We start from the raw sequence: 25513 nt of genomic DNA, 5'->3' as shown, positions 1-25513 counted from the left end.
TCCGGCCTCTTCCCCACGTGATCCGGTGAACCTAGTGTAGGAAGCGCTTACTGTTTCCGCGCTGGTCGAAACTTTTCAGGGCCCTCGGGCGGGCCGGAGAGGTGGTTCCCGATGGTCCGCACGGGAAGTGCGAGCGTGGCGGCCGGGCCGACGCTGGCGGTCGTGGCCCGCGAGGCGGGGGTGTCCGTACCGACCGCCTCCAAGGTGGTCAACGGCCGGGAGGACGTGGCACCGGAGACGCGCCGCCGCGTCACCGAGGCACTGGACCGGCTCGGCTATGTCCGCAGACCCCGGTTCGACGCGGCGAAGGTGCCGGGGCTGGTGGACCTGGTCGTGCACTCGCTGGAGAGCTCCTGGTCGGGGGCGGTGCTGCAGGGCGTGGAGGCGGCGGCGCACGACGCCGGCCTTGAGGTGGTCGTCTCGGCGGGGCTCACCCGGACCCGTGGCGGGCGCCCGGAGCGCGGCTGGCTCGACAAGCTGATCGCGCGCGGTTCCTCCGGGGTGCTGTTCAACCTGGCCGAGCTGACGCCGTCGCAGTACGCCTGGCTGGACACGCACCGCATTCCGTACGTCCTGATCGACCCGGTACTCGAACCGCCGCCCGGTGTCGTGTCGGTGGGCGCGGCGAACTGGCAGGGCGGGGTCACCGCGACCGAGCATCTGCTCTCCCTCGGCCACGAACGCATCGCCGTCATCGCCGGTCACCAGCGCAAGATGTGCAGCAGCGCCCGGGTCGCCGGGTACCGCTCGGCACTCGCGTCGGCGGGGGTCCGCCACCGCCCGGAGTACGTCCGGCACGCCGGCTTCGACGAGACCGTTGCGCACCGCCGCATGCTGGACCTCCTGGACCTGCCCGAACCGCCGACGGCGGTCTTCGTCTGCTCCGACCACATGGCGCTGGGCGTGTACGAGGCCCTGGCCGTACGGGGGCTGCGGGTCCCGGACGACATCAGTGTGGTCGGCTTCGACGACCTGCCCGAGTCCCGCTGGGTCGCTCCCGCTCTGACCACGATCCGGCAGCCGCTGGCGGAGATGGCGGCGACGGCGTTGCACTTGCTGGTGCGGATGATGGAGGGAGATCGGCCGGAGGGGACGCGTACGGAGTTGTCTACGCGGCTGGTGGAGCGACGCTCCGCTGGGAGGGCCAAGATGGGTCGTTGATCTTCTGCGGCTGCGTCGTGGCTGGTCGCGCAGTTCCCCGCGCCCCTAAAAACGTGCAGTACCGCCTGGCTGCCTCAGTCCAACAACCGTGGTTGTTGGGTTGGTTCCGCCCCAGTCGGCGCATACGTATGGCGACAATGCGTGTATGAACGATGACTGGCAGCAACAGATCCATGCGCTCCACGAGGAGTTGATCCGGCGTGATGATCCGGCCGCCTGGGTGCGGGAGGCCGATGCGGTGGAGGCCACTCGGCGGTATCCCCATCTGGCGTTGCGCGGGCCGGTGTTCGGGGTTGCCGTGCAGGATCCGGCGGTCGGGCCCGGGTGGCGGGTGTTGAAGCCCGTGGTGGACGGTATGCCGCAGGTTGCCCGGGACGGGCTGCAGTCGCACCTGTTCTTCACCGCGAAGGACGACACGGACGACCGGGCCGTACGGCGTGAACTGCTGGCGGCCGTGGCCGTGTTGGAGCGCGAGCCGGCCAATGAGGTCGAGGCCTGCGGGGCGCGCTACCGGATTGTGCGCGGGGACGAGTTCGGGCGGCTCGGGAAGGGCGGCATGGAGCCGCCGAGGCCCACCGATCCGGAGCCGGTGGAGCGGTCCTGGGACCACAGGGCCCGCGACACCCGGCCCCCGGACGTCGGCTTTGTGCTGGATCCGGAACGCACTGACGGGCCGGCCGCGGGCGCACTCAAACTGGGGCTGCGGGACTTCGCGTACACCCGCGCCCAGTTCCCGGCCGACATGCGCGCGGACTCCGAGCGGGCGGTCGCCACCCACCCGGAGCTCGTGCTGCTGCCCACCGGCTTCAGTGTGGCCGAACGGGGCGAGCAAGGCTGGCGGCCCCGCGGTGGCCTGATGGCGAGTCCGCACGAGGCCCGGCGCATGCTGTACGACGGCATGGCCGAGATGTGGGCGCTGCTGTTCAAGTTCGACGACGCCAAGAAGGCCCGGTACGCGAAGGCCGCCGAGGAGTACCGGGCGCTGGACCGCGCCGACGAGTTCCGCGTCGACGACCGGCTCTTCCGGATCTGCCGCGTCGAGCGCGTGCTCCGGATGGGCCCCGACGGTCCGGAGACTCCGCGGCCCTCGGACGTCGACGAGTACGGCCCCATGAAGATGCATCCGACGATGGACGAGGACGGCACCCTCACCTACGACGAATGACCGCCGCCGCACAGGTGTTCCATTGTGGTACCGGCCTGCGTAGCCTCGGCTTCGATGAACGCCATTCCCGCACACCTGGACCATCTCGTCCTCGCGACCCCCGAACTCGCGGCCACGGTCGCCGACTTCGCCCGGCGCACGGGTGTGACGCCTGCGCCCGGCGGTGCGCATGTCGGGTTCGGCACCCGCAACCACCTGGTGTCGCTGGGCGGGTCCAGCTATCTGGAGATCATCGGCCCCGACCCGGAGCAGTCCGGGCCGGAGGGCCCCCGCCCGTTCGACGTCGACGAGCTGGCCTCGGCGCGGACGGTGACCTGGGCGATCAGCCCGCCCGACCTGGACGCGGCGGTCGCGGCGGCTCGGGCGCGGGGGTACGACCCCGGTCCGGTACGCCCGATGAGCCGCCGCCGGCCGGACGGCACGCTGCTGGAGTGGCGCCTGACCGACGGCGACACCGCGCACCCGTCCGGTCTGGTCCCCTTCCTCATCGACTGGGGTTCCTCCGCCCATCCGACGGCGACGGGACTGCCCGTCACTCCCCTGCTCCGCCTGTCGGCCACCGCCCCGGACCCCGACGAGATCCGCCGGCTGCTGTCCGCCGTCGGGGCCGAGCTCGTCGTGACCGAAGGACCGGTGGCCCTTTCGTTCACAGTGGACACGCCTCGCGGGCCGGTGACCTTCGGCTGAGCGTGTCCGATTCCTTCAAGACCGGCCGCCGGGGTGCTGCCTACGGTGACGGCATGACTCCACAATTCGCCGTGATCGGCCTGGTGGCCTCCGACATGGCCGCCTCGCTCGCCTTCTACCGTCGCCTCGGGCTCGTCTTCCCCGAGGGCTCCGAGGAGCAGCCGCATGTCAATGCCGAGCTGCCCGGCGGGCTGATCCTCGCCCTGGACACCGAGGACACCATCCGTTCCTTCTACCCCGGGTGGCAGCCGCCGTCCGGTGGCGGCCGGATCTCGCTCGCCTTCAAGTGCGGGTCGCCCGCCGAGGTCGACTCCGTGTACGAGGACCTCGTGGGGGCCGGGTACCACGGCGAGCTCAAGCCGTGGGACGCCTTCTGGGGGCAGCGGTACGCGACCGTGCACGACCCGGACGGCAACGGCGTCGACCTGTTCGCGCAGCTAGCCTCGGCCGAGTAGCTCCCCGAGCCGCAGCCCCGCCAACTCCTTCACATCCCGCGCCAGATGGGCCTGGTCGGCGAACCCGGCCCTGGCCGCCGTCTCCGCGAACGGCACCCCCGCCCGGGCCAGCCCCAGCGCCCGCTGCAGCCGCAGCACCCGGGCCAGCGTCTTGGGCCCGTAGCCGAAAGCGGCCAGCGAACGGCGGTGCAACTGGCGGGCGCCGAGGCCGAGTTCGTCGGCGGTCGCCGCGACCGGGCGGCCCTCGCCGAGGGCGGTCACGAGGTGCCGTAGCAGCGGGTCGGGGGGTTCGGTGTCCGCGGCCAGCCGCAGCGCCAACTCCTCCAGCCCGCTTGCCGGTTCGGCGGCTGCGTTCATGCGGGCGGTGAGGCGGCGGACCTCCGCGGCCGGCCGCAGTTCGGCGAGCGCCACGCGCCGGTCGCGCAGCTCATGCGCGGGCACGCCCAGGAGGGCGGGCGCGGTCCCGGGGTAGAAGCGGACGCCCACCCATACTCCGGGGTCGCCCGCGGTGACGTACGCGTGCGTGTCGGGGCCCGCGACCAGCAGCCGGCCCCGGTGCCACAGCAGGTCCATGCAGCCGTCGGGGAGCACGCGTCCGACTCCGTCCTCGGACGGGGTGTTCGTCCACACGACGGCCCCGGTCAGCCGGGACGCCCTCTCCGTGTACACGTACGAAAGGCTACGCCGCCCGCGTCCGGTGCTCCTGCGGGCTCACCCCGTACACCCTCTTGAAAGCGCTGGACAGTGCGAACGCGCTGCCGTAGCCGACCTGGCGGGCGATCGCCTCAAGAGTGTCGTCGGTGTCGCGCAGGCGGTCGGCGGCCAGGGCCAGACGCCGGCCGGTCAGGTACGTCATCGGGGGCTCGCCCACGAGGTCGGTGAAGCGGCGGGCGAGGGCCGCCCTGGAGACTTCGGCCTTGGCTGCGAGCGAGGCGACCGTCCAGGGGTGGGCGGGGTCGTCCTGCAGCAGGCGGAGCACCCGGCCCACCACGGGGTCCGCCAGCGCCTGGTACCAGGCCGGTGCTTCCGCCTCCGGGCGGGAGAGCCAGGCCCGGAGCGCGGCGATGACCAGCAGGTCGAGGAGGCGGTCCAGGACGACCTCCTGGCCCGGCTCGTCCCGCACGATCTCCTCCATGAGAAGCGGAGTGAGCGGGCAGTCCCACACATCGGGGGTGAGGGACAGCAGTGGCGGCAGGGCGTCCAGCAGGTGCCTGCTGACCTCGCCCTGCCACAGATAGGTGCCGATCAGCATCACGGCCGAGCCGTCGGGCCGGTCACCCCAGGTGCGCACACCGAGGTCCATGACGCCGTTGAGGGAACGCCCGTCGGGGTAACGGCACTCGGCACCCGGCAGGATCAGCGCCTGCGGCTCCGTATCGGGGTCGTCGGCGCAGGTGTACGGGTCCGGGCCGCGCGCGATGGCGAGGTCGCCGGGCCGCAGCAGCACCCGCTCCCCCGCGTCCGGCATGATCCACGCCTCGCCGCGGACCATCACCATGACGGTGAGCGGGGCGCGGTCCTCGATGCGCACGCACCAGGGCGGTTCGAAACACGCCCGGATCATGAAGGCGCCCCGCGCGCGGGGACCTTCGAGGAGGCCTGCGAGAGCGTCCATGCGGTCAGCGTAGACGCCTGCGCATGGGAATGAGCCGTTCAGCGATGGGGTCTTGGGACGCCCGGACCTTGACTGGAGGCATGGCGGACAACGCAGCGAACACGCAGAACATGACGGTTGTGGTGACCGGCGCCTCGGGGCGTACCGGGAGCCGTGTGGTGCAGGCGGCGCGGACGGCGGGGTGCACCGTGCGGTCCGCGTCCCGCACCCGGGGCTTCGACTGGGAGGACCGGACGACATGGGCGCAGACCTTGCGGGGTGCCGACGCGGCGTACCTCGTGTACCCGTCCGACGTCGGCGCCCCCGCGGCGACGGAGGGCGTCGGGGCGCTGGCCCGGGAGGCGGCCGGGCTCGGGGTGCGGCGGCTGGTGCTGCTGTCGGCGCGTGGGGAGCAGCAGGCGCTGGCGACCGAGGAGGCGCTGAAGGTGTCGGGTGCGGAGTGGACGGTGGTACGGGCCTCGTGGTTCGCGCAGAACTTCAGTGAGGGGCCGCTGGTGGAGGAGTTGCGCAGGGGGGAGCTGGTGTTTCCGGCCGGTGAGGTGCGGGAGCCGTTCGTCGATGTGCGGGACATCGGCGACGTGGTCGCGGCCGTGCTGACGTCGGGGGAACGGTTCGTCGGGCGGACGGTGGAGCTGACCGGGCCGCGGCTGCTGTCGTTCCGCGACGCGGTCGCGGAGATCTCGGCGGCGAGCGGCACGACGTTTGCTTATACGCCGGTGCCTGCGCGGGCTTACGGCGAGGCGCTGACCGGGTTCGGCGTGCCGCCGGAGGAGGCGGAGTTCCTGGTGGAGGTGTTCGAGGGGCTGCTGGACGGGCGCAATGCGTGCGTCACGGACGGTGTCCAGCGGGTGCTGGGGCGCTCGCCGCGGGACTTCACGGACTTCGTGCGGGAGGCTGCCGCGGCGGGCACGTGGAAGGTTTAGCGGGAAGCGCCGTTGGGGTTGTGGGATGTATGCGGAGTGCGGCTTGTGTGTGGCTGGTCGCGCCGTTCCCCGCGCCCCTTCAGGGCGCTTCAGGAACCGTCCGGCTTGTGGTGGTGCGGGTGTGTGCTCTTCACATGTGTCCGCAGGCGTGACGTCACGTCCTCCGGTGGCAGGAAGCGGGACCATCTCTCCGGGAACTCGGAGGGCATGTCCGGGTCGCCCGGGTCGGTTTCGTGGCTCGCGGCCGCGCGGGCCACGTGCTCGGCCAGCTGCGCCTCGCGCAGCCGCTCGTTGGTGGCGCGGGCCGCGGCGGTCGCTGCGGCCGGCCAGACCCGGTCGATCGCGGCGTTGACCGCGGCTCCGACGAGGACGGCGAACGCGGACACACCGATCCACAGCAGCACGGCGACGGGCGCGGCCAGCGAGCCGTAGATGGTGGGGCCCTCGACCGTGCTGGTCAGGTAGATGCGCAGCAGGTAGCTGCCGAGCACCCACATGGCGAGGGCCACCAGGGCGCCGGGCACGTCCTCGATCCACGGCGAGCGCACGGGGACGGACACGTGGTAGAGGGTGGTCAGGAAGACGATCGACAGGACGATGACCACGGGCCAGTACAGGACCTGTACGAGCGTCTCCGACCACGGCACCACGTTCACCACGGCATCGGGACCGGCCACCATCAGCGGCAGCGCGACCGAGCCGATCAGCAGGGCCGCGACGAACAGCGCGAAGGACACCAGCCGGGTCTTGACGATGCCGCGCACGCCGTCGAGGCCGTACATCACGGTGATGGTGTCGATGAAGACGTTCACGGCGCGGGAGCCCGACCACAGGGCGAACAGGAAGCCGATGGAGATGACGTCGGGCCGGCCGCCCTTCATCACGTCGTGCAGGATCGGCTGGGCGATCTCGTGGACGCCCTTGTCGGACAGGACGGTGCGGGACGCCTCCAGGATGTTGTTCTCCAGGCTGGCGATGGAGTGGGCGCCGGTCCAGTCGTCGACATAGCCGAGCAGACCGATCAGGCTCAGCAGCAGCGGCGGCACGGACAGCAGTGTGAAGAACGCGGCCTCGGCCGCGAGGCCCAGGATGCGGTACTCCATGCAGGAGTTCACGGTGTCCTTGAGCAGCAGCCAGGCAGTCCTGCGCTTCGAGACGTTCCGGTAGAGGGCACGCGCCCGGTGGAGACGCCCGGAGGGGCTCTGCGGGGATTCACTTGCTGGCTGCACGACCTAACGGTATCCGCCGTGGCCGGGTGCACTCATCCCCCGCCCCCACTGCCTGCACGGGCAACATGCGGGAAACGGCCGGTTGACCGGCCCCATTTTTCTGTCATGTCCGCGTTGGCCGGATTGTTCGAGCAATTGGATTACGCGCGATCCGCATGCGATCCATGCGGGTCGCACCGTGCTGCCCTGCACCATTTCCACGCGGCCACTTCACACACTTCCGTAACATTCTGAACTAGCATTCACCCTCCTTGACTCATATCCCAATCCCAAGCGGAATTCCGCACCGCCCTGAACAGTCGGCGGATTTCCGCCGTATTTCTTTCGGGGGATTTTCATGCCGGCTCCGGAGGTGGGCGCGGCGCGCCGGGTGGCGGAATGTCCGCCCCCGGCAACAGCCCGGTCGGTGTCGGAACCGGGCAAGCCGCAAAAGTCGTAAAGCCTGTAAAACCTGTAAGGAGCGCATGTGGTGGGAAAAATCGACACCGGCACCGAAAATGTACTGGCCGAGGTTCTGTCAGGTGTCGTCAGCAAGGAACACATACCCGTCGACAGCCACTTCTTCGACGATCTCGGCGCCAATTCCCTGACCATGGCCCACTTCTGTGCCCGCGTCCGGAAGCACCCGGATCTGCCGTCGGTGTCGATGAAGGATGTATACGGCCATCCGACGATCCGCAGCCTGGCGGCGGCCCTCGACACCGCACCGGCTCCCCCGCCTGCGCCGGCCGGGACCGGGACGCCCGCGCCGCTGCCCGGCAGCACCCCGCGCTATCTCCTGTGCGGCGCGCTGCAGTTCCTGGTCTTCGCCGCCTACTGTCTGCTGGCCGGGCTGGTCATGGGCCGGGGCTACGAGTGGATCTCCGCCGTCGACGGGGTCGTCGACGTCTATCTGCGGTCGCTGGTCTTCGGCGCCGCGGTGTTCGCGGGTGCGTGCATCGTGCCGGTCGTGGCCAAGTGGCTGCTGGTCGGCCGCTGGAAGGAGACCGAGTTCCCGGTCTGGAGCCTCGCCTACGTCCGCTTCTGGACCGTCAAGGCGCTGCTGCACGCCAACCCGATGATCCTGTTCGCGGGCAGCCCGCTGTATGTGCTGTACCTGCGGGCGCTCGGCGCACGGATCGGCAAGGGCGTCACGATCCTGTCCCACTCGGTGCCGGTCTGCACCGACCTGCTGACCGTCGGCGCCGGCACGGTGATCCGCAAGGACTCCTTCCTCCTCTGCTACCAGGCCCAGGCCGGCCGCATCCGCACCGGCCGGGTGACCCTCGGCAGCGAGGTGTACGTCGGTGAGAAGACCGTCCTCGACATCGGCACGACGATGGGCGACGGCGCCCAGCTCGGCCACTCCTCCGCCCTGTACGGCGGCGCGACGGTCCCCGCGGGCGAGCGGTGGCACGGCTCCCCGGCCGAGCGCACGGACGTCGACTACGTCCGCATCCCGCCGGCCCACTGCTCCACCCTGCGCCGGGCGGCGTACGGTCTGGCGGGTCTGCTGCAGATGCTGGTCATCTACGTCCCCCTCGCGGTCGGCGGAACGTACCTGCTGCTGACGCTGGTCCCCGCACTGGACAAGCTCCTCGACCCGACCGCCGAGGACCTGGGCTCGGCCGCGTTCTACGCCGAGGCGCTCGGCTTCTCGCTGGCCGCGTACGCCGGCTTCCTGGTCCTCGGCCTCGCCGCCGTCTCCCTGCTCCCGCGTGCGCTGAGCCCGCTGCTGCGGCCGGACCGGGTCTACCCGCTCTACGGCTTCCGCTACTCGGTGCAGCGCGCCATCGCCCGTATGACCAACATCAAGTTCTTCAAGTGGCTGTGCGGCGACAGCTCGTACATCGTCCCCTACCTGCGGGCCATCGGATACGACCTCTCGACCGTCGAGCAGACCGGCTCGAACTTCGGTACGGAGGTGCAGCACGAGACGCCGTATCTGGCCACCGTGGGCAGCGGCACCATGGTCGCCGACGGACTGTCCATCGTGAACGCCGACTTCTCCGGTACGTCCTTCCGCATCTCGCGCGCGACGATCGGGCCGCACAACTTCCTCGGCAACAACATCGCCTACCCCAGCGGCGGCCGCACCGGCGACAACTGCCTGCTGGCGACCAAGGTGATGGTCCCGCTCGACGGCGAACTGCGCGAGGGCGTCGGCCTGTTGGGCTCGCCTCCGTTCGAGATCCCGCGCACCGTGGAGCGCGACACCCGCTTCGACGATCTGCGCGAGGGCGCCGAACTACAGCGCCGGCTGGCCCGGAAGAACCGTTTCAACCTGCGCTCGATGGGTCTGTTCCTGTTCGTTCGCTGGCTGGACTGGTTCATGCTCAGCATGATCGGCTTCGCCGCCTTCGACCTGTACGGCGCCCACGGCACCGTCGGCGGTCTGCTGATCGGCGCATCCCTCATCCTCGGCCTGGCGTTCAGCACCGGCTACTACGTGCTGGTGGAGCGGCTGATCGGGCGCTTCCGGCCGCTGGAACCGAAGCTCTGCTCGATCTACGACCCGTACTTCTGGTGGCACGAGCGGCTGTGGAAGGTGCCCGACAACCACCTCGTCGTGTTCAACGGGACGCCGTTCAAGAACCTGGTCTGGCGGCTGCTGGGCGTCCGCCTCGGCCGCCGGGTCTTCGACGACGGCTGCTACATCACCGAGCGCACGCTCGCCTCGATCGGCGACGACTGCACGCTCGCCGCGCACACCAAGGTGCAGGCCCACTCGCAGGAGGACGGCACCTTCAAGTCCGAGCACATCACGATCGGCGCGGGCTGCACGCTCGGCACCGGAGCGCTCGTCCACTACGGGGTCTCGATGGGCGACGGCGCCGTACTCGCACCCGACTCCTTCCTGATGAAGGGCGAGGAGATGCCGCCCGGTGCGCACTGGGGCGGTAACCCGGCGGTCGCGCCGCGGCACGCATGACAGCAACAGGGGGAACAGAACTCATGGAAACGATCCCGCGATGGACCCTCGACCCGGTCCCCGGCCTCGCGGAGTACCAACTCCCGCTGCCGGAAGGCACATCGGTGCAGCCGCCCGACCTGGCGGCCGCGCATGCCAGGGTGCTGACCGCGCTCACCGGCGAGCAGACCGAGTACGACACCGCGCTGCACGTGGGCGTCGCCGACGGCATCCTGCGGCTGCGCTACCGCACGGACGTCCTCGACGCCGGGGCCGCCGCCCGTATCGCCGGCTACCACCTCACCGCGCTCGCCGAACCCGACCGCCCCACCCTGCTCTCCGAGGACGAACTCCGTTTCCAGCTCGACGAGTTGGCGGGCCCCGAGCGGGAGCTGCCGGACCTGCGGGTGCACGAACTGTTCGAGCAGCGGGTGGCTCTGCACCCGGACACGGTGGCCGCCGTGCAGGACGGGCGCCAGTGGACCTACCGGGAGCTCGACTCCCGTGCGAACCGCATCGGCCGGGCACTGCTGGCACGCGGGCTGCCCCGCGAGGGCGTGGTCGCGGTGGTGATGGAGCGGAACCTGGACTGGCTGGCGGCCGTGCTCGCCGTCCTCAAGGCGGGCGGCGTCTATCTGCCGGTCGAGCCGCACTTCCCGGGCGACCGCATCGCGCGGACCCTCGCCCGGGCCGACTGCAGGCTGGTTCTCACCGAGCGCGGCAGCGACGGCAACATCGACCGGGCGGCCCGGAAGCTGTTCGTCGACACCGCGTACGCCGAGGGCCACGCCGACGACGACCTGGGCATCCCCGTCGCCGCGGACCAGCTCGCGTACATCTACTTCACCTCCGGCTCCACCGGCGAGCCCAAGGGCGCGATGTGCGAGCACGCGGGCTTCGTCAACCACGTCCTCGCCAAGATCGACGACCTGGGGATCGATGCCGGGCGGACGGTCGCGCAGACCGCGCCGCAGTGCTTCGACATCTCCCTGTGGCAGCTGCTCTCCGCGCTGCTCGTCGGCGGCCGGACGCTGCTGGTCGGGCAGGACACCATCCTGGACGTGCCGCGCTTCGTGGACACGGTCGTGCGCGGCCGGGTGAACGTGCTGCAAATTGTGCCCTCGTATCTTGAGGCCGTGCTCGCCGAGTTGGAACAGCGGCCACGCGAACTGCCCGACCTGCGCTGTGTGTCGGTCACCGGGGAGGCGGTCAAGAAGGAGCTGGTGCAGCGCTGGTTCGACGCCTTGCCCGGGATCCGGCTCGTCAACGCCTATGGCCTGACGGAGACTTCGGACGACACCAACCACGAGGTCATGGACCGGGTGCCGGACCAGGAGCGGGTGCCGCTGGGGCGGCCGATCGCCAATGTGCGGGTGTACGTCGTCGACGAGGACCTGGTGCCCGTGCCACTGGGCGCGCCCGGCGAGATCGTCTTCTCCGGGGTGTGCGTCGGGCGGGGGTACGTCAACGACCCCGAGCGCACCGAGGCCGCCTTCACCGACGACCCGTACCGGCCCGGCGAGCGGCTGTACCGCAGCGGCGACCACGGGCGCTGGCTGCCCGACGGGAAGCTGGAGTTCCTCGGCCGCCGGGACAGCCAGGTGAAGATCCGCGGGTTCCGTATCGAGATCGGCGAGATCGAGAACCAGCTGCTGCGGGTGCCCGGCGTGCGCGACGGCGCCGTGGTCGTCGTACGGGGTACGCAGCTGGCGGCGTTCTGCACCGGTCCCGAGCCGGTGGGCGCCGACGAGGTGCGCAACAAGCTGGCCGCTTCGCTGCCGTCGTACATGGTCCCGGCGGTCGTGCACTGGCGGGAGCGGCTGCCGCTGACCGCCAACGGCAAGACCGACCGCAAGACGCTGACCGCGCTCGCCGAGGAGCTCGACGCGGGCGAGTCCGGTGCGCCGGACACACCCGCCGAACTGCGGCTGGCCGCCGCCTGGGCCGAGGTGCTCGGCATCCCGGCCGACCGGATCGGCCGCCTCGACCACTTCTTCGACCGCGGCGGCACCTCGCTGTCCGCCGTGAAGCTGGCGGTCGCCCTGGACCGGGCGATCACCCTCAAGGACGTCACCCGCCACCCGGTCCTCGCCGACCTGGCGGGGCTGCTCGACCAGCACCACTGAAAGCCTTTGAAAGGAACCTGTGCAATGACGCACTCGTCCCCGGCCTTCCTGCCGGACCTCGAACAGACCCCGGGCCGTCCGCCGCTCCTGCACGCCAAGTCCGAAGGCGACCCGGCGAGTTGGGCCGCCGAGCACCGTGCCGCGCTGCGTGCCGCGGTCGCCGAGCACGGCAGCCTGCTGGTCCGCGGACTGGGCCTGAGCGAACCCACGGCCACGGAGGAGGTGTTCCGGCATCTCTCCAGCGGCCGTCTGATGGCCGACCGGGAGCCCTTCGCGCCCCGCCGCTCCTATGCCGACGGCGTGTACTCGTCCTCCAAGTGGCCGCCCAACCAGCAGATGTGCATGCACCACGAGCTGAGCTACGCCCTTGAGTTCCCGGGCCTGCTGCTTTTCGCCTGCCTGGTGGCACCGGAGACGGGCGGCGCGACCGCGGTAGCCGACGGGCCGACCGTGCTGGAGGCGCTGCCCGCGGAACTGGTGGACCGGTTCGAGCGGGAAGGCTGGCTGCTGACCCGGACGTACAACGACGAGATCGGCGCGTCGGTCGCCGAGGCCTTCGGCACCGACGACCGGAACACCGTCGAGCGCTACTGCCGTACGAACGCCATCGAGTTCGCCTGGCAGGACGACGGCTCGCTGCACACCCGGCAGCACCGCAGCGCCGTCGTACGCCATCCGCTGAGCGGCCGGCGCTGCTGGTTCAACCAGATCGCCTTCCTCAACGAGTGGACGATGGACCCCGAGGTACGGGAGTACCTGGTCGATGTGTACGGCCCCGACGGCCTGCCCTTCAACACCCGTTTCGGGAACGGCGATCCGCTCGACGAGGACATCGTCCGGACCGTCAACGAGGTCTACGAGGCCCACACCCTGCGCGAGCCGTGGCACTCCGGTGACCTGCTGCTCGTCGACAACATCCGCACCGCGCACAGCAGGGAGCCCTTCGACGGGCCGCGCGAGGTGCTGGCCGCACTGGGCGACTCGGTGCGGCTGACCGACTGCGCGCCGACCATCGAGGTGAGGACTGCATGACGACCACCGAAAGTGCCGCTTCTGATCGAAGCGGCCTGGGCGCACCGCCGTTCGCGGTGATATCCGGCGAGCAGGTGCAGCAGGTCCTGCACGGCCGGGAGCAGGAGATCGCCGAGCTCGTCGAGGCCGTGTACCGGCTGCACGGGGCGGGCGACTCGGTGAACCCGCCGTCGTTCTTCCTGCGCTTCCCGGACCGCCCGACGTCCCGGATCATCGCGCTGCCGGCGTCGCTCGGCGGTGCGCTGCGGGTCGACGGTCTGAAGTGGATCTCCAGCTTCCCTCAGAACACGAAGTCGGGCCTGCCGCGGGCCTCCGCCGTACTGATCCTCAACGACCCGGACACGGGCTACCCGTTCGCGTGCCTGGAGAGTTCGGTGATCAGCGCGACGCGCACGGCGTCGTCGGCGGCGCTGGCCGCGGACCGGCTGAGCCGCACCCGCTCCCGTCCGACCCGGGTCGGCTTCATCGGCACGGGCCTCATCGCCCGCTACATCCACACCCATCTGACCGCGACGGGCTGGGAGTTCGAGGAGACGGGCGTGTACGACCTGTCGCCCAGCAGCGCGGCGGGATTTCGCGGCTACCTGGAGCGCTCGGGCACCAAGGGGCACATCACACTGCACGACAACCCCGAAAGCCTCGTCCGCTCCTGCGACCTGCTGGTGTTCGCCACGGTCGCGTCCGCACCGCACATCCACGACCCGTCGTGGTTCTCCCACCACCCGCTGGTGCTGCATGTGTCGCTGCGCGACCTGGATCCGGGGATCCTGCTCGCGTCGGCCAACTACGTCGACGACGTCGACCACTGCCTGAAGGCGGAGACCTCGCCCCACCTGGCCGAACAGCTCACGGGCGGGCGGGAGTTCCTCGACGGCACGCTGAACGACGTACTGACCGGACGGGTGACCGTCCCGGAGGACCGGACGGTGGTGTTCTCCCCGTTCGGACTGGGGGTGCTCGACCTCGCGGTCGGCAAGTTCGTCCACGACGAAGTGGCCCGTAGGGGCGGGCTGCACGTCGTGGACGGGTTCTTCCACGAGCTGCGCCGGCACGGCTGACCTGCCGGTCATCGTGGCGCATGAGGAGGGGGCATCATGCCCGTCATTTCTGATCCCGTTCAATTCAACGAGGAGGAGCTCTACGTCGACCTTCGGGCCGCACTGGGGCTGCCGCTGTACCTGAAGTGCGAAGGCTTCAACTTCGCCGGCTCGATCAAGCTCAAGGCGGCGACCGAGATGGTCGACGCCGCCGAGCGCGACGGCCTGCTACGGCCCGGCTCGGTCCTGGTCGAGTCGTCGTCCGGGAACCTGGGCGTGGCGCTGAGCGTGATCGCGGCGAGCCGGGGCTACCGGTTCCTGTGCGTGACCGACGCGCGCTGCAACCAGCCCACGATCCGGTTGATGGAGTCCCTCGGCAGCCAGGTGCACGTCATCGAGGAACCGGACGCGCGCGGCGGCTTCCTGGGCGCGCGGATGGCGTACGTCAGCGCACTGTGCGCGTCCGACGACCGGTACATATGGCTCAACCAGTACACCAACCAGGGCAACTGGAAGGCGCACTACCGCACCACGGCCCCCGCCATCGCCCGCCGCTTCCCGCACCTGGACGTGCTGTTCGTCGGGGCCGGCACGACCGGCACCCTGATGGGCTGCGCCCGCTGGTTCTGGCAGTGGCGGCGCCGGGTGCGCATCGTCGCCGTCGACAGCGTCGGCTCGGTGAGCTTCGGCGGGGCGCCGGGGCGCCGGATGATCCCGGGGCTCGGCACGAGCGTGCCGCCGACGCTGCTCGACGAGTCGTACGTGGACCACCTGGTCCGCGTGGAGGAGACCGACGCCATCCTCGCCTGCCGCCGCCTGGCCGCCCGCGGCTTCATGTTCGGCGGCTCCACGGGGACGGTGATCAGCGGCGCCGGCCAATGGCTGGCGGAACACGGCCACCAGGGCCTCACCTCGGTGGCGATCGCCCCGGACCTCGGCGAACGCTATCTGGACACGGTGTACCGGGAGGGCTGGCCGGCGGACACGAGGGAACAGGAGGTGGCGCCGACGGCGATGGCTCGACTGGCGTGACCTCTCCAGCACCCCGGCCGCCGTCTTTCAGCCCGTCCGGCGTTTGAGGACGAGGCCGTTCAGGCCGAAAGCGGGGGTCTGGGGGCGGCAGCCCCCAGGGACGGGACGGGCAGGGGCGGCGGGGGCGAGCTGTATCCGGCAGCGGCTCCGCCGCGGGCCGCACGGCGGCCGAGAGCCGTGTCCCTCGCGTGACCCCCGCCCCACCCCGGGGTACTTTCGCCGCATGGCAGGCACCACGCACACCGTGACCAACCAGCCCCCGCCCCTGGTCGGCTACGACATCTACAGCACCGACCGCGCCCTGACCGCCGCCGTGGAACGGCACCTCGACCCGGCCCTGCTCGACGAGGCCCACGGCGACCTGACCGCCCTCGGCCGGGCCTCCGGTTCGGCACAGCTGCAGGAGTGGGGCACCCAGGCCAACGAGAACCCGCCCCGGCTGCGCACCCACGACCGCCACGGCCACCGCGTCGACGAGGTCGAGTTCCACCCCGCCTGGCACCGCCTGCTCGGCAAGGGCGTCGCCGCGGGCCTGACCGCGGCCTGGGCCCGGCCCGGCGGCCATGTCCGCAGAGCCGCCGCGTTCCTGGTGTGGACGCAGGTCGAGGCCGGCAACCTCTGCCCCTTGTCGATGACCCACGCGGCCGTCCCCGCACTCCGCACCGACCCGGCCCTCGCCGCCGAGTGGGAGCCACGGCTCACCTCCATGGTCTACGACCGCGGGCTGCGACCGGCCCGCCTCAAGGCCGGGGCGCTGTTCGGGATGGGCATGACCGAGAAGCAGGGCGGCAGCGACGTACGCGCCAATACGACGTCCGCACGGCCCCTCGCCGAGGAGGGGACGTACCAGCTCACCGGGCACAAGTGGTTCTGCTCGGCGCCGATGTCCGACGGGTTTCTGGTGCTCGCCCAGGCTCCGGGCGGGCTCACCTGCTTCCTCGTGCCGCGCGTCCTGGAGGACGGCTCCCGCAACGTCTTCCTGATCCAGCGCCTCAAGGACAAGCTGGGCAACCGCTCCAACGCCTCCGGCGAGGTCGAGTTCGACGGGACCTGGGCCCGCAGGGTCGGCGAGGAGGGCCGCGGGGTGCGGACCATCATCGACATGGTGGCGGCCACCCGGCTGGACTGCGTACTGGGCTCGGCGGGCCTGATGCGGCAGGCGGTCGCGCAGGCCGTGCACCACTGCACCTACCGGGAGGCCTTCGGCGCCCGGCTGGTCGAGCAGCCGCTGATGCGCAACGTCCTGGCCGACCTGGCACTGGAGTCCGAGGCGGCGACCACCCTCGCGCTGCGCCTGGCCGCCGCCTGCGACGTCGGCGGCGAGCAGGAGCGGGCGCTGCTGCGGATCGCCGTACCGGCCGCCAAGTACTGGGTGGCCAAGCGCTGTACGCCGGTCACGGTCGAGGCCGCCGAGTGCCTGGGCGGCAACGGGTACGTCGAGGAGTCGGGACTGCCCCGGCTGGTGCGCGAGTCGCCGCTCAACTCGATCTGGGAGGGCGCGGGCAACGTCCAGGCGCTGGACGTGGTGCGCGCACTGCAGCGCGAGCCGCAGGCCCTGGGCGCCTATCTGCAGGAGGTCGGAAAGGCCCGAGGCGCCGACCATCGCCTGGACGGTGCGATCAAGGACCTGCTGACCGAACTGGCCGATCTGGACGGCATCGAGGGGCGGGCCCGGCGGCTGACGGAGCGGCTCGCCCTGGTGCTGCAGGGTTCGCTGCTCGTGCGGTTCGCGCCACCGGAGGTGGCCGACGCGTTCTGCGCCTCACGGCTGGGCGGCGACGGGGGCGCGGCCTTCGGGACGCTGCCCCACACCCTGGACCTGGCGTCGGTCGTGGAGCGGGCCCGGCCTCGGTCCTGAACTGCGCTGATGTATGACGGGGGTGGTGCTGCGCCGACACGGCACCACCCCCGCACTACCGGCCCGTTCGAGGCCACGAACGCCGCTCGGGACGGCGTTGCTCAATATTCAATCAATCCGGAGCCGTTCACCAGGGTTGCAAGGGGTTGCAACTTGCTGCTGTCTGTGGCTGGAGTGTGCCCGTCCGTCAGGAACGAACGGCACTATGAGACGGACAGTGCGGACGACTCCGGCTCCGTGGCCGAAACGCGACGAGAAACCGGTTGTCCCGAGCCCTTCTTCCGGGAGGCCCAGTGGTGCACCCGCCGGACGTGACGCAGCTCGCCGTGGTCGACACGGCGCGCGCGGCGCGGGTACTCAGCGAGGTCCGCGCCGCCCGGCTCTCCGGACAGCGCACCCCCCTCGCGCCGCGCCCGGTGATCGAGCAGTCCTGGGGGCGCATGCTGCGCAGCGGCATCGACCCCGAGCGCGACCAGCGGTCCGGGCTGCTGCCCTCCGACGAGGTGCGGCGGCGCCGGGAGACCACGACGCTGCGGCACGTTCTGCCGGTGCTGCGGGAGGGGCTGCTGTCGGTCGCGGACGTCGCCCACCACATCATGGTGGTCGCCGACGAGGACGGCCGGGTGCTGTGGCGCGAGGGCAGCCCGGCCGTACTGCGCAAGGCGGACGGGCTCGGGTTCGAACTCGGCGCCGACTGGCGGGAGGACGTCGTCGGGACGAACGGCGTGGGCACCCCGGCGGTGGTGCGCCGGCCCGTGCAGGTCTTCGCCTCCGAGCACTTCGTCCGCTCGCAGACCTCCTGGACCTGTACCGGCGCGCCCATCACGGACCCGCGCGACGGCCGGCTGATCGGCGTCGTGGACATCAGCGGACCGCTGGAGACGATGCATCCGGCCACGCTCGCCTGGGTCGACTCGGTGGCCAAGCTCGCCGAGGCCCGGCTGCGGGAGCTGCATCTGACCTCGCTGGAGCGGCTGCGCGCGGTGGCCGCACCGGTGCTGGCCCGGATGGGCGGCCGGGCCCTCGCGGTGGACCGGGACGGCTGGACCGCGGCGGTGACCGGGATGCCGTACACCGGCCGGATCGCCCTGCCCAAGTCCCTGTCGGCGGGCCGCCGGTGGCTGCCGCCGCTCGGGCCGTGCTCGGTGGAGCCGCTGGACGAGGGCTGGCTGATCCGGGCCACGGACGAGCCGGTGCCGCGCAGCGCCACACGCATCGTGCTGGACCTGACGCAGCCGCGCCGCTGGTCGGTCACGGTGTCCGGGTCCGCGGGCTCCTGGAGCCACGAACTGAGCCCCCGGCACGCCGAGTTGCTCTATCTGCTCGCCCTGCACCCCGGCGGGCGCAGTGCGGCGGGCCTGGCCGAGGAGATGTTCGGCGACCCGGCCCGTACGGTGACGGTGCGCGCCGAGATGTCCCGAGTACGGCGCTATCTCGGGGGGTTGCTGGAGCACCGGCCGTACCGCTTCGCGGAGGACGCGGAGGTGGAGCTGCTCCTCCCGGCCGACCCGCTCGATCTGCTGCCGCAGTCGACGGCACCCGCGGTGATCAACGTACGGCAGCCGGTCGACCTGCCCTGAGCGCGCCCGACACATACCCGGTTCATAACCGGCTCGTGTCCGGTTCATATCCGGCGCGTGTCCGACACATACCCCTGAGTGACCCAACGGCCGCATCTTCCGCATATTTGCAGGGTCTTCGTCCCCGACCGCGCCGGACTGCCGTAGCATCCCTCTACGGGCCACCCCACCTGCTCCTTTGGTCAACACACGGACCAATGGCCGCAGTTGGCCCGCCTCGGGAGGACGTATGAAGCAACGTGGCCGACACCGCAGGCAGAAGCGGGGCCGTGCGCTGCGCGCCTTCCTCGCCGGGACCGCCCTCGCACTCACCGCCGCCGCCACCATGATCAGCGCCTCGCAGGCCACGGTCGGCGACCGGCCGGGCGCCCTGAAGGCGCTCGCCGCGTCCGACCGGGCGGCCGGGCTGCGGCTCCAGGAGCGCCTGGTGCCGCAGAGCACGCTCGACCGGCTCACCGCCGCGATGGGCAGGCCCGTCGGCGTGAGCAGCGTCCTCGCCGACGCCGACCACTCCCTGCGCGGCGCGGCCGACTGCACGACCGCCGAGCGCACGGCGCTGCCCGTGGCGCCGGCGGCCACGCGCGCGTACTGCTGGGACGCCGCGGACACCCGCGGCTGGCGGGCCGGCGCGGTCACGACCTCAGGGGACGCGGACGACGACGGCCACTGGGGCGAGCACCGCGTGATCCTCTCCGGCTGGACCCACCGCACCGGCAGGTCGGCGCAGCCCGGCCTCGCCCGGGTCGCCCTCGTCGACGCGGGCGACGCCGACCGCCTCACCTACGCCTGGGCGACTCTCGTCGTCCCGGTCGACGGCGGCCGCGACTACCGCGGGCTCACCTCCCCCGTCTCCGGCATGGTCTGGTACCAGGACAAGCTCCTGGTCACCGCCGCCGACGGCCTGTACGTGTACGACATGCACCGCATCCAGCGGGCCACCGTCGACAGCGGTGCGGTCGGCAGGGTGCGCGGCGGCTGGGCGGCGTACGGCGCGCGGTACGTACTGCCGGCCGTCGGCTCGTACCGGCTCTCCGGGAAGGCCGCACGCCCGGCGGCGATCTCCCTCGACCGCAGCACGGCGCCCGACAGTCTGGTGGCGAGCGAGCGGGTGGCCACGGACAGCGGACGGCACACCCGCCTGTGGCGCTACGCGTTCAGCAGCGACCCGGCCCGGGCCGGTCTGCTGGCCACCGACGCCATGGGAGGCGCGGTCGCGACCGAGGCGTACGAGACGAAGGCGACCGGCATCGGCGGCATCCTGTCGTACGGCTCGCAGTGGTACCTGGCCCGCGCGGCGGCCACTCCGGGCGGCCACGGCACGCTCTGGCGGCAGAACTCGCGTGATGCGAAGGCCACCGAGTGCGGCTCGGACGAGACGAACCGCTGCTGGACCGGACCCTCTGGGTCCCTCTCCTACTGGGAGGAGACCGGTGAGGTCTGGTCCCAGTCCGGGCGGATGCTGTATGCGCTGCCGCTGAGCTCGATCGACAGGTCGCTGGGCTAGCGCTCCGCCGGTTGTGTTGATTTGCGGCTCCGCCGCGGGGCCACGATGGGCCGTCGACCGTCTACAGCGCCGCCGTGGCCGGTCGCGCAGTTCCCCGCGCCCCTTCGGGGCGCTGTCGTACGGCAGCGCACTTCGCGCACCCGCTTGGCCGTGCCGCGAGCCGGACGCCGATCGACACAGCCGGCGGCCGGATGATTCCCTGACGGGCATGACGAACATTCCCGTGACCACCTGGTCCCTGGAGCAGACCGCCCCGGCCGACCTGCTTCCGGCCGCCGCGCCGGAGGGGGACGTACGGATCGTCCGCTCCGAGGTCCCCTCTCCCGAGTTCAGCCGTTTCCTGTACGCGTCCGTCGGCGGCGACATCCGCTGGATCGACCGGCTGGGCTGGACGTATCCGCAGTGGCAGGAGCATCTGGACCGGCCGGGCGTGGAGTCGTGGGTGGCGTACGACCGGGGGACGCCCGCGGGATACGTGGAGCTGGACCCGCAGGACGACGGCGTCGTGGAGATCGTCTACTTCGGGCTGATCCCGGCCTTCCGGGGCCGGCGGATCGGCGGACACCTGCTGTCGTACGGCGCCGCCCGCGCCTGGGACCTCGCCGAGCGCTGGCCGGGGCTGGCCCGGACGAAGCGGGTCTGGCTGCATACATGCAGCCTGGACGGGGAGCACGCCATGGACAACTATCTGCGCCGGGGGTTCAGGCTCTTCGACACCAAGGTCGAGGAGGAGGCGGAGGTGGCGGCGCCGGGTCCCTGGCCTGGGGCATACCGCGCCTGACCTGCATGGACAAGACCGGCGGCAGCCGATGTGATCGACGACACCCTTGTCCCACATTCCGGGACAAGGGTGTCCGCATCGTGGACGAAGCTGGACTGTGTCCAGATTGCCGTGACACGCTTCCGTCATGTCTGGAACTGGAATTGCCTTGGTGAGTCGGCGGCACGTCGACCTCGGCCGCATGTCCAGCGCCATCTGTCCGGCGCGCTGACGTAGCCCAACAGCGGCCTCCGGCCGCGGGCGCAGCACAGCCGACATCCCCTCCAGTCCACATTGCGCAACGCCGCGCACGTATATCCATGCGCCCGTACGCGCAGGTCAGAGCCGCTTTCCCGCCTGTCCCGAAGGACGTAGAACCATGGCCGCCACCCCGCAGAACCCTGCCGCCTCCGCGCCCCGCCGCAAGGTGAGTCGTCACCGCGGTGAGGGGCAGTGGGCTATGGGTCACTTCACCCCGCTCAACGGCAACGAGCAGTTCAAGAAGGACGACGACGGTCTCAATGTGCGGACACGCATTGAGACGATCTACTCGAAGCGGGGCTTCGACTCGATCGACCCCAACGACCTGCGCGGCCGTATGCGCTGGTGGGGCCTGTACACCCAGCGCAAGCCCGGGATCGACGGCGGCAAGACCGCGATCCTGGAGCCGGAGGAGCTGGACGACAAGTACTTCATGCTGCGGGTGCGGATCGACGGCGGACGCCTCACCACCCAGCAGCTGCGTGTCATCGGCGAGATCTCGCAGGAGTTCGCGCGCGGCAGCGCGGACATCACCGACCGGCAGAACATCCAGCTGCACTGGATCCGCATCGAGGACGTGCCGGAGATCTGGGAGCGCCTGGAGGCCGTCGGCCTGTCCACCACCGAGGCCTGCGGCGACTGCCCGCGCGTGGTCATCGGCTCGCCGGTCGCCGGGATCGCCGAGGACGAGATCATCGACGGCACGCCCGCCATCGACGAGATCCACGAGCGCTACATCGGCAGCAAGGAATTCTCCAACCTGCCCCGCAAGTTCAAGACGGCGATCTCCGGCTCCCCGCTCCTGGACGTCGTCCACGAGATCAACGACATCGCGTTCGTCGGCGTCGAGCACCCCGAGCACGGCCCCGGCTTCGATCTCTGGGTCGGCGGCGGCCTGTCCACCAACCCGAAGCTCGGCGTCCGGCTCGGCGCCTGGGTGCCGCTGGACGAGGTCCCGGACGTCTGGGCGGGCGTGCTCGGCATCTTCCGCGACTACGGCTACCGGCGCCTTCGCACCCGCGCCCGCCTGAAGTTCCTCGTCGCCGACTGGGGCGCGGAGAAGTTCCGCCAGATCCTGGAGGACGAGTACCTGAAGCGCACGCTCGTCGACGGCCCCGCGCCCGCCGAGCCCTCGGGCCGCTGGCGCGACCACGTCGGCGTGCACCGGCAGAAGGACGGCCGTTTCTACGTCGGTTTCGCGCCGCGCGTCGGCCGCGTCGACGGCGCCACGCTCACGAAGATCGCCGAGGTCGCCGAGGCCCATGGCTCGGGCCGGGTCCGTACGACCGTCGAGCAGAAGATGATCGTCCTGGACGTCGAGGAGGCGCAGGTCGAGCCGCTGGTCGAGGCCCTGGAGGCGCTGGACCTGACGGCCAAGCCCTCCCCGTTCCGGCGCGGCACCATGGCCTGCACCGGCATCGAGTACTGCAAGCTCGCCATCGTCGAGACCAAGCAGCGCGGAAGCACGCTGATCGACGAACTCGAGCGCCGCATCCCCGAGTTCGAAGAGCCGATCACCATCAACATCAACGGCTGCCCGAACGCCTGCGCCCGTATCCAGGTGGCGGACATCGGTCTCAAGGGCCAGTTGGTCCTCGACGACAAGGGCGAGCAGGTCGAGGGCTTCCAGGTGCACCTGGGCGGCGCGCTCGGCCTGGAGGCCGGGTTCGGCCGCAAGGTCCGTGGCCTGAAGGTCACCTCCGAGGAGCTGCCCGACTACGTCGAGCGGGTCCTCAAGCGGTTCCAGGTCGAGCGCGAGGACGGCGAGCGCTTCGCGGCCTGGGTCACCCGCGCGTCCGAGGAGGCCCTCTCATGAGCGAGCGGGCCGCCCCCTTCTACTGCCCCTACTGCGGCGACGAGGACCTCCGTCCGAGCGAGCAGGGCCACGGCGCGTGGGAATGCGCGGCGTGCAACCGGGCCTTTCAGCTGAAGTTCCTCGGGCTGCTCGCCCGGGGCCTTCAGCACTCCGAAGCAGGGGGAGACGACATATGACCGCGGTGAAGGAAGAAGAGCGTACGACCGAGGATCTCAAGGCGCTCGCCGAGCAGGCGGGAAAGGACCTTGAGAACGCTTCCGCGCTGGAGATCCTCCAGTGGGCGGCGGAAACCTTCGGAAAGCGTTTCTGCGTGACGTCCTCGATGGAGGACGCGGTGGTCGCCCACCTCGCCTCGCGTGCCATGCCCGGCGTGGACGTCGTGTTCCTCGACACCGGTTACCACTTCCCGGAGACCATCGGCACCCGCGACGCGGTCGAGGCCGTGATGGACGTCAACGTCATCACGCTCACCCCGCGCCGGACGGTCGCCGAGCAGGACGCGGAGTACGGCCCCAAGCTGCACGACCGCGACCCCGACCTGTGCTGCAAGCTGCGCAAGGTCCAGCCGCTGGAGCAGGGCCTGAAGAGCTATGTGGCCTGGGCGACCGGTCTGCGCCGCGACGAGTCCCCGACCCGGGCGAACACCCCGGTCGTCGGCTGGGACGAGAAGCGCCGGAAGGTCAAGATCTCCCCGATCGCCCGCTGGACCCAGGACGACGTGGACGCCTACGTCGCCGAACACGGCGTACTGACCAACCCGCTGCTGATGGACGGCTACGCCTCCGTCGGCTGCGCCCCCTGCACCCGCCGGGTCCTGGAGGGCGAGGACGCACGGGCCGGCCGCTGGGCGGGCAGCGCCAAGACCGAGTGCGGGCTGCACGGATGACGACGAACACTGAGGAGTTCCAGGTGACGACCGGAGCCACCGTCTGGCTCACGGGTCTGCCGAGTGCCGGCAAGACCACCATCGCGTACGAGCTGGCCGGCCGGCTGCGCGAGGAGGGCCACGCCGTCGAGGTGCTCGACGGCGACGAGATCCGCGAGTTCATCTCGGCGGGCCTCGGCTTCAGCCGCGCGGACCGGCACACCAACGTGCAGCGCATCGGCTTCCTCGCCGAACTGCTCGCCCGCAACGGCGTCAAGGCGCTCGTCCCGGTGATCGCGCCCTACGCCGACAGCCGCGAGGCGGTGCGCAAGCGCCACCAGGAGGGCGGGGCGGCGTACATCGAGGTGCATGTCGCGACCCCGGTCGAGGTCTGCTCCGTACGTGATGTGAAGGGTCTGTACGCCAAGCAGGCGGCGGGCGAGCTGACCGGGCTCACGGGGGTCGACGACCCGTACGAGGAGCCCGAGTCGCCGGATCTGCGGATCGAGTCGCAGGACCAGACCGTCCAGGAGTCCGCGGCCGCGGTCCACGCGCTGCTCACCGAGAGGGGACTGGCATGACGACGACCGTCGCCACGGTGGCGGAGGGTACGGACGCCCCGTACACCCTCTCGCACCTGGACGCCCTGGAATCCGAGGCGGTGCACATCTTCCGTGAGGTGGCGGGCGAGTTCGAGCGGCCGGTGATTCTCTTCTCCGGCGGCAAGGACTCCATCGTCATGCTGCACCTGGCGCTGAAGGCCTTCGCCCCGGCGGCCGTCCCCTTCTCGCTGCTGCACGTGGACACCGGGCACAACTTCCCCGAGGTGCTGGAGTACCGCGACCGCACGGTGGCCGAGCACGGTCTGCGGCTGCATGTCGCGTCCGTGCAGGACTACATCGACCGCGGTGTGCTGAAGGAGCGTGCGGACGGGACGCGCAACCCGCTGCAGACGCTGCCGCTGACCGAGAGGATCCAGGCGGAGAAGTTCGACGCCGTCTTCGGCGGCGGACGCCGCGACGAGGAGAAGGCCCGGGCCAAGGAGCGGGTGTTCTCGCTGCGGGACGAGTTCTCTCAGTGGGACCCGCGGCGCCAGCGCCCGGAGCTGTGGAACCTGTACAACGGTCGGCACGCGCCCGGCGAGCACGTCCGCGTGTTCCCGCTGTCCAACTGGACCGAGCTGGACGTCTGGCAGTACATCGCCCGCGAGGGCATCGAGCTGCCGGAGATCTACTTCGCGCACGAGCGTGAGGTGTTCCAGCGAGCCGGGATGTGGCTGACCGCCGGCGAGTGGGGCGGCCCGAAGGCGGACGAGACCGTCGAGAAGCGTCTCGTTCGCTACCGGACCGTCGGCGACATGTCCTGCACCGGTGCCGTCGACTCGGACGCGGTGACGCTGGACGACGTCATCACCGAGATCGCGGCGTCGCGGCTGACCGAGCGCGGTGCGACCCGCGCCGACGACAAGATGTCCGAGGCCGCGATGGAAGACCGTAAGCGCGAGGGGTACTTCTAAG

At 71.1% G+C, this 25513-nt stretch carries 23 protein-coding genes; 20 read left to right on the top strand and 3 right to left on the bottom strand.

Annotation, left to right across the window (positions count from 1 at the left end):
- Positions 1–111: 111 nt before the first annotated feature.
- The 4 genes from P2Q00_RS19695 (at position 112) to P2Q00_RS19680 (ending at position 3468) form a co-directional block, all read left to right on the top strand.
- The gene (locus P2Q00_RS19695; RefSeq protein WP_275773896.1) at positions 112–1161 is read left to right on the top strand and encodes a LacI family DNA-binding transcriptional regulator; all 1050 of its coding nucleotides are present in this window, start codon (positions 112–114) and stop codon (positions 1159–1161) included.
- A 145-nt stretch (positions 1162–1306) separates the two neighbouring features.
- Positions 1307–2326, top strand: coding sequence for a DUF5954 family protein (locus tag P2Q00_RS19690; RefSeq protein WP_275773895.1), 1020 nt, complete (start codon positions 1307–1309; stop codon positions 2324–2326).
- A 54-nt stretch (positions 2327–2380) separates the two neighbouring features.
- The gene (locus P2Q00_RS19685) at positions 2381–3013 is read left to right on the top strand and encodes a VOC family protein (RefSeq protein ID WP_275773894.1); all 633 of its coding nucleotides are present in this window, start codon (positions 2381–2383) and stop codon (positions 3011–3013) included.
- 53 nt (positions 3014–3066) lie between these two features.
- Complete coding sequence (locus P2Q00_RS19680) at positions 3067–3468, top strand: VOC family protein (protein WP_275773893.1); 402 nt, start codon at positions 3067–3069, stop codon at positions 3466–3468.
- Here the strand turns inward: P2Q00_RS19680 and P2Q00_RS19675 are convergent.
- Together P2Q00_RS19675 and P2Q00_RS19670 are read right to left on the bottom strand one after the other, a co-directional pair.
- On the bottom strand, positions 3451–4137 hold the full coding sequence (locus tag P2Q00_RS19675) for a DUF6597 domain-containing transcriptional factor (RefSeq protein ID WP_275773892.1): 687 nt from the start codon (positions 4135–4137) through the stop codon (positions 3451–3453). The genes P2Q00_RS19680 and P2Q00_RS19675 overlap by 18 nt on opposite strands.
- A 10-nt stretch (positions 4138–4147) precedes the next feature.
- Complete coding sequence (locus P2Q00_RS19670) at positions 4148–5083, bottom strand: AraC family transcriptional regulator (RefSeq protein ID WP_275773891.1); 936 nt, start codon at positions 5081–5083, stop codon at positions 4148–4150.
- Positions 5084–5163: 80 nt separating this feature from the next.
- Here P2Q00_RS19670 and P2Q00_RS19665 point away from each other — a divergent pair, with 80 nt between their 5' ends.
- Entirely contained in the window at positions 5164–6006 is an 843-nt protein-coding gene (locus P2Q00_RS19665) for an NmrA family NAD(P)-binding protein (protein ID WP_275773890.1), read from the top strand.
- Between the two features lie 89 nt (positions 6007–6095).
- On the opposite strand, the gene P2Q00_RS19660 is transcribed toward P2Q00_RS19665, so the two are convergent.
- Positions 6096–7235, bottom strand: coding sequence for a YihY/virulence factor BrkB family protein (locus tag P2Q00_RS19660; protein ID WP_275773889.1), 1140 nt, complete (start codon positions 7233–7235; stop codon positions 6096–6098).
- Positions 7236–7704: 469 nt separating this feature from the next.
- Here P2Q00_RS19660 and P2Q00_RS19655 point away from each other — a divergent pair, with 469 nt between their 5' ends.
- From P2Q00_RS19655 to cysD, 15 genes are all read left to right on the top strand, one after another.
- Entirely contained in the window at positions 7705–10146 is a 2442-nt protein-coding gene (locus P2Q00_RS19655; RefSeq protein WP_275773888.1) for a Pls/PosA family non-ribosomal peptide synthetase, read from the top strand.
- A 23-nt stretch (positions 10147–10169) separates the two neighbouring features.
- A complete protein-coding gene (locus P2Q00_RS19650; RefSeq protein WP_275773887.1) occupies positions 10170–12251 on the top strand; it encodes a non-ribosomal peptide synthetase in 2082 nt (693 codons plus the stop codon).
- A 24-nt stretch (positions 12252–12275) separates the two neighbouring features.
- Positions 12276–13283, top strand: a complete 1008-nt coding sequence (locus P2Q00_RS19645) for a TauD/TfdA family dioxygenase (RefSeq protein WP_275773886.1) — start codon at positions 12276–12278, stop codon at positions 13281–13283.
- On the top strand, positions 13280–14341 hold the full coding sequence (gene sbnB, locus P2Q00_RS19640; protein WP_275773885.1) for a 2,3-diaminopropionate biosynthesis protein SbnB: 1062 nt from the start codon (positions 13280–13282) through the stop codon (positions 14339–14341). Before P2Q00_RS19645 ends, sbnB begins: the two co-directional genes overlap by 4 nt.
- A gap of 36 nt (positions 14342–14377) precedes the next feature.
- Positions 14378–15352: a 2,3-diaminopropionate biosynthesis protein SbnA gene (gene sbnA, locus P2Q00_RS19635; RefSeq protein ID WP_275773884.1), complete on the top strand. Its 975-nt coding sequence runs from the start codon at positions 14378–14380 to the stop codon at positions 15350–15352.
- 223 nt (positions 15353–15575) lie between these two features.
- Positions 15576–17210 (top strand): acyl-CoA dehydrogenase family protein, encoded by a 1635-nt coding sequence (locus tag P2Q00_RS19630; RefSeq protein WP_275773883.1) that lies wholly within the window; start codon positions 15576–15578, stop codon positions 17208–17210.
- Positions 17211–17521: 311 nt separating this feature from the next.
- Positions 17522–18790: a helix-turn-helix domain-containing protein gene (locus P2Q00_RS19625; protein ID WP_275773882.1), complete on the top strand. Its 1269-nt coding sequence runs from the start codon at positions 17522–17524 to the stop codon at positions 18788–18790.
- 229 nt (positions 18791–19019) lie between these two features.
- Positions 19020–20294 (top strand): hypothetical protein, encoded by a 1275-nt coding sequence (locus P2Q00_RS19620; protein ID WP_275773881.1) that lies wholly within the window; start codon positions 19020–19022, stop codon positions 20292–20294.
- Between the two features lie 208 nt (positions 20295–20502).
- Positions 20503–21075 (top strand): GNAT family N-acetyltransferase, encoded by a 573-nt coding sequence (locus tag P2Q00_RS19615; RefSeq protein ID WP_275773880.1) that lies wholly within the window; start codon positions 20503–20505, stop codon positions 21073–21075.
- A 127-nt stretch (positions 21076–21202) separates the two neighbouring features.
- Entirely contained in the window at positions 21203–21286 is an 84-nt protein-coding gene (locus P2Q00_RS50785) for a putative leader peptide (protein WP_310591794.1), read from the top strand.
- A 147-nt stretch (positions 21287–21433) separates the two neighbouring features.
- The gene (locus P2Q00_RS19610) at positions 21434–23131 is read left to right on the top strand and encodes a nitrite/sulfite reductase (protein WP_275773879.1); all 1698 of its coding nucleotides are present in this window, start codon (positions 21434–21436) and stop codon (positions 23129–23131) included.
- Complete coding sequence (locus tag P2Q00_RS19605; protein ID WP_099932046.1) at positions 23128–23307, top strand: hypothetical protein; 180 nt, start codon at positions 23128–23130, stop codon at positions 23305–23307. Before P2Q00_RS19610 ends, P2Q00_RS19605 begins: the two co-directional genes overlap by 4 nt.
- Positions 23304–24017 (top strand): phosphoadenylyl-sulfate reductase, encoded by a 714-nt coding sequence (locus P2Q00_RS19600; protein ID WP_275773878.1) that lies wholly within the window; start codon positions 23304–23306, stop codon positions 24015–24017. The genes P2Q00_RS19605 and P2Q00_RS19600 overlap by 4 nt, the downstream gene beginning before the upstream one ends.
- A 23-nt stretch (positions 24018–24040) precedes the next feature.
- Complete coding sequence (cysC, locus tag P2Q00_RS19595; protein WP_275774029.1) at positions 24041–24577, top strand: adenylyl-sulfate kinase; 537 nt, start codon at positions 24041–24043, stop codon at positions 24575–24577.
- On the top strand, positions 24574–25512 hold the full coding sequence (gene cysD / locus P2Q00_RS19590) for a sulfate adenylyltransferase subunit CysD (protein ID WP_275773877.1): 939 nt from the start codon (positions 24574–24576) through the stop codon (positions 25510–25512). Before cysC ends, cysD begins: the two co-directional genes overlap by 4 nt.
- The last annotated feature ends 1 nt before the right edge of the window (position 25513 follow it).

The organism is Streptomyces coacervatus (assembly GCF_029223485.1).
Taxonomy (GTDB): Bacteria; Actinomycetota; Actinomycetes; order Streptomycetales; family Streptomycetaceae; genus Streptomyces; species Streptomyces coacervatus.
Note: the sequence above shows the minus strand (reverse complement) of the source record. Positions and strands in the feature narration are given on the sequence as shown.

Excerpts from the sequence above, each read along its gene's own strand:
- P2Q00_RS19695 (WP_275773896.1), top strand. The coding sequence starts at position 112 with ATGGTCCGCACGGGAAGTGCGAGCGTGGCGGCCGGGCCGACGCTGGCG.
- P2Q00_RS19650 (WP_275773887.1), top strand. The coding sequence starts at position 10,170 with ATGGAAACGATCCCGCGATGGACCCTCGACCCGGTCCCCGGCCTCGCG.
- P2Q00_RS19680 (WP_275773893.1), top strand. The coding sequence starts at position 3,067 with ATGACTCCACAATTCGCCGTGATCGGCCTGGTGGCCTCCGACATGGCC.
- P2Q00_RS19620 (WP_275773881.1), top strand. The coding sequence starts at position 19,020 with ATGAAGCAACGTGGCCGACACCGCAGGCAGAAGCGGGGCCGTGCGCTG.
- P2Q00_RS19630 (WP_275773883.1), top strand. The coding sequence starts at position 15,576 with ATGGCAGGCACCACGCACACCGTGACCAACCAGCCCCCGCCCCTGGTC.
- P2Q00_RS19610 (WP_275773879.1), top strand. The coding sequence starts at position 21,434 with ATGGCCGCCACCCCGCAGAACCCTGCCGCCTCCGCGCCCCGCCGCAAG.
- P2Q00_RS19685 (WP_275773894.1), top strand. The coding sequence starts at position 2,381 with ATGAACGCCATTCCCGCACACCTGGACCATCTCGTCCTCGCGACCCCC.
- P2Q00_RS19605 (WP_099932046.1), top strand. The coding sequence starts at position 23,128 with ATGAGCGAGCGGGCCGCCCCCTTCTACTGCCCCTACTGCGGCGACGAG.
- P2Q00_RS50785 (WP_310591794.1), top strand. The coding sequence starts at position 21,203 with ATGTCTGGAACTGGAATTGCCTTGGTGAGTCGGCGGCACGTCGACCTC.
- P2Q00_RS19670 (WP_275773891.1), bottom strand. The coding sequence starts at position 5,083 with ATGGACGCTCTCGCAGGCCTCCTCGAAGGTCCCCGCGCGCGGGGCGCC.
- sbnA (WP_275773884.1), top strand. The coding sequence starts at position 14,378 with ATGCCCGTCATTTCTGATCCCGTTCAATTCAACGAGGAGGAGCTCTAC.
- P2Q00_RS19600 (WP_275773878.1), top strand. The coding sequence starts at position 23,304 with ATGACCGCGGTGAAGGAAGAAGAGCGTACGACCGAGGATCTCAAGGCG.
- P2Q00_RS19615 (WP_275773880.1), top strand. The coding sequence starts at position 20,503 with ATGACGAACATTCCCGTGACCACCTGGTCCCTGGAGCAGACCGCCCCG.
- sbnB (WP_275773885.1), top strand. The coding sequence starts at position 13,280 with ATGACGACCACCGAAAGTGCCGCTTCTGATCGAAGCGGCCTGGGCGCA.
- P2Q00_RS19665 (WP_275773890.1), top strand. The coding sequence starts at position 5,164 with ATGGCGGACAACGCAGCGAACACGCAGAACATGACGGTTGTGGTGACC.
- P2Q00_RS19645 (WP_275773886.1), top strand. The coding sequence starts at position 12,276 with ATGACGCACTCGTCCCCGGCCTTCCTGCCGGACCTCGAACAGACCCCG.
- P2Q00_RS19690 (WP_275773895.1), top strand. The coding sequence starts at position 1,307 with ATGAACGATGACTGGCAGCAACAGATCCATGCGCTCCACGAGGAGTTG.
- cysD (WP_275773877.1), top strand. The coding sequence starts at position 24,574 with ATGACGACGACCGTCGCCACGGTGGCGGAGGGTACGGACGCCCCGTAC.